Source organism: Blautia sp. ZXY-1-B12 (assembly GCF_056339915.1).
The window spans coordinates 1-2,636 of the sequence record NZ_JBWJVP010000127.1; the positions used below are offsets into that span (position 1 = coordinate 1).

Here is a 2,636-nt window from a genome sequence, read left to right on the forward strand (position 1 = left end):
CGCTGCCTTTTGGACGAGACCAGCCGGTAAGCTCACGGATCATTGCCAGGATATTCTCGCACACACCCAGGACGGTTGACATAGCTGCAAATACCATGAACAGGAAGAATAAGGAACCCCAGATGCGACCTCCGGACATGTTGTTAAAAACTGCTGCCATTGTATCAAACAGAAGGCTCGGACCTGCATTTACTTCCAGATCAAAGGTAAAGCATGCAGGGAAAATAATAACTCCTGCCAGAAAAGCAACCAGTGTGTCCAGTGTGATCACATGAATAGCTTCCCCCATTAGAGAATGCTCTTTGCCAATATAGCTGCCAAAGATAGCCATGCCACCCATACCTGTAGATAAAGTAAAGAATGCCTGGTTCATTGCCCCTACGATCACCGAACCATCGATCTTTGAGAAATCCGGTTTCAGATAAAAGGTCATTCCCTCACCAGAGCCTTTCAGAAAAAGACTGTGTACAGCGAGAGCAAGCATTAGCACCAGCAGTGCAGACATCATATATTTTGTCACACGCTCCAGTCCTCCCTGAAGATTGAAGGAAAGGATGAAAAATGCAATGACTACAGTGACCAGTAAGAAGAATACATTCACAGAGGGAGAGGAGATCATGGCTGAAAATCCCAGTGAACCATTTTTACCTCTGAGAAACTGTACAAAATAATAAATGATCCAGCCGCAGACAACAGTGTAAAATGCCATCAGGGCAATGTTGCCAAGCAGACAGAACCAACCGAAAATCCCCCATTTCTGTCCTGGCTTTTCCAGCTTACGGTACATGAAAAGGGGACTTGTCTGAGCCGCTCTTCCGATGGAAAATTCCAACACAAGAGCCGGGATTCCCAGGATGACCAGACACAGAAGATAGATCAGCATAAAGCTGCCACCGCCATTTTGCCCGCACATCCACGGGAATTTCCACACATTTCCGCAGCCAATGGCGCAGCCGGCGGAAAGCATAATGAAGCCAAGCCGGCTTCCAAGCTGTTCACGTTTCATAAGATAACGCTCCCTTCAGAAGTTCATATAAGGGATATTATAAGATAAAAAACAACATTTGTAAAATTGATTGTTTTGTTGTATATTATTGAAAATATCGTTTATAAAAAATAACGATTCAATGTTTCAATGGAAAAATACTGGAAAGTTATGGGAAGGAATGAACTATGGATACAAATGTGTTAAAAACTTTTATTGCAGTATGTGAATATTCCGGATTTTCGGCTGCTGCAAAGGAACTGGGATATACGCAGTCTACAGTTTCTTCACAGATTAAACAACTGGAAAAGGAACTTGATGTCAGGCTGTTTGACCGTTATTATCATAAAATCAATCTTACGGAAAAGGGAGTTTTAGTTTTGCAGCAGGCTCGAAACATTCTGAAGGCACAGGCAAAAATGCTCGATTCGCTGAATTCGGCTGAAAGCATTGAAGGCGAGATCCGGTTGTCTATGTCCAGTTCTGTCTGCAGCAGATATTTTAAAAATGATTTTCTGCGTTTTCATCATCAGTATCCGGAAATAAAAGTGGAGATAACAGAAAACGGTACAGAGCAGATGTTTGATAAATTACGGAAGAACGAAACAGATTTAGTTTTTACTCTGGACAGGCATATTTATGATTCGGATTTTATTATTTGTGCTGAACAGGAAGAACAGGTTCATTTTATTGCAGCGGCTGATAATCCTGTTGCTGGCTGTTCATGGAAATTAAGTGAAATTTCTCAGAATGAGTTTGTGTTAACAGAACAAGCCATGAGCTACAGAAAAATACTGAATGAAACCCTTGCGTCCCAATCACTGGAAATCCGTCCGGTTCTTGAAATCGGAAATCCGCTTCAGATATGTGAACTGGTAAAAAACAGCAGCCTGCTTTCCTTTCTTCCGGATTTTATTTCGGAGAAATATGTGAAAGACGGACAGATTAAAAGACTGGATGTTGCCGGCTGCCCGGTAACTGTATGGACACAATTGCTGCTCCACAAAAATAAATGGCGGTCTCCGGCAATTAATGTGTTTATAGAATTTTATAAAGAAGTTATGCAGAGATAGAGCTTGAAGAGTATTGGAAATTTTATTCGACCTGAGATGAAAAAAATTAGCCAGGCAAAATAAAATTGAATATTTACAAATTGGAAATATCAAAGCTAAATCTAAAATAATTATAAACTGCACAAAAAACACTTGCATTTTTTGTCTAAAAGTATATTATATATGATTAGTCAGGCTAATTAAAGAATAATATCAGACCTGAAAGAGGACAGAGGCCGGAAAGGAGTGAAGTTATGTGGTGCCCGGAAGAGGAGAAGAAAGAAAAACGAGAAGAGAAAAGCATGCCTGCGCTCTTTATGGAGATCAACCGCCAATATGGTATGAGATGTATGCAGCGTATACGGGAAATCGGTATCCAACAGGGACAGATGCCGATCATTATGATCGTATACAGACATAACGGCTGCAGCCAGAAGGAGATTGCAGAGTGGATGGGTGTAACACCGCCCACTGTAAATGTAAGTATCCAGCGTCTGGAGAAAGCAGACATTGTCTGCAGGAAACGTGATGATAAAGATCAACGCATCATGCGTGTATATCTGACAGAAAACGGAAGAAAAATCGTGGAGGAGCTCCAG

The 2,636-nt window shown here is 41.4% G+C and carries 3 protein-coding genes; 2 read left to right on the forward strand and 1 reads right to left on the reverse strand.

The annotated features are described in order from the left end of the window. The coding region (locus tag AC075L_RS07170; protein ID WP_476387448.1) for a sodium-dependent transporter at positions 1-1,006 on the reverse strand (1,006 nt) is incomplete at its 3' end. A gap of 167 nt (positions 1,007-1,173) precedes the next feature. Between AC075L_RS07170 and AC075L_RS07175 the strand changes: the two genes are divergently transcribed. Both AC075L_RS07175 and AC075L_RS07180 read left to right on the forward strand, forming a co-directional pair. Further along, on the forward strand, positions 1,174-2,058 hold the full coding sequence (locus AC075L_RS07175; RefSeq protein WP_120062524.1) for a LysR family transcriptional regulator: 885 nt from the start codon (positions 1,174-1,176) through the stop codon (positions 2,056-2,058). Between the two features lie 233 nt (positions 2,059-2,291). Beyond that, on the forward strand, positions 2,292-2,636 hold a 345-nt coding region (locus AC075L_RS07180), incomplete at its 3' end, for a MarR family winged helix-turn-helix transcriptional regulator (RefSeq protein WP_476387449.1).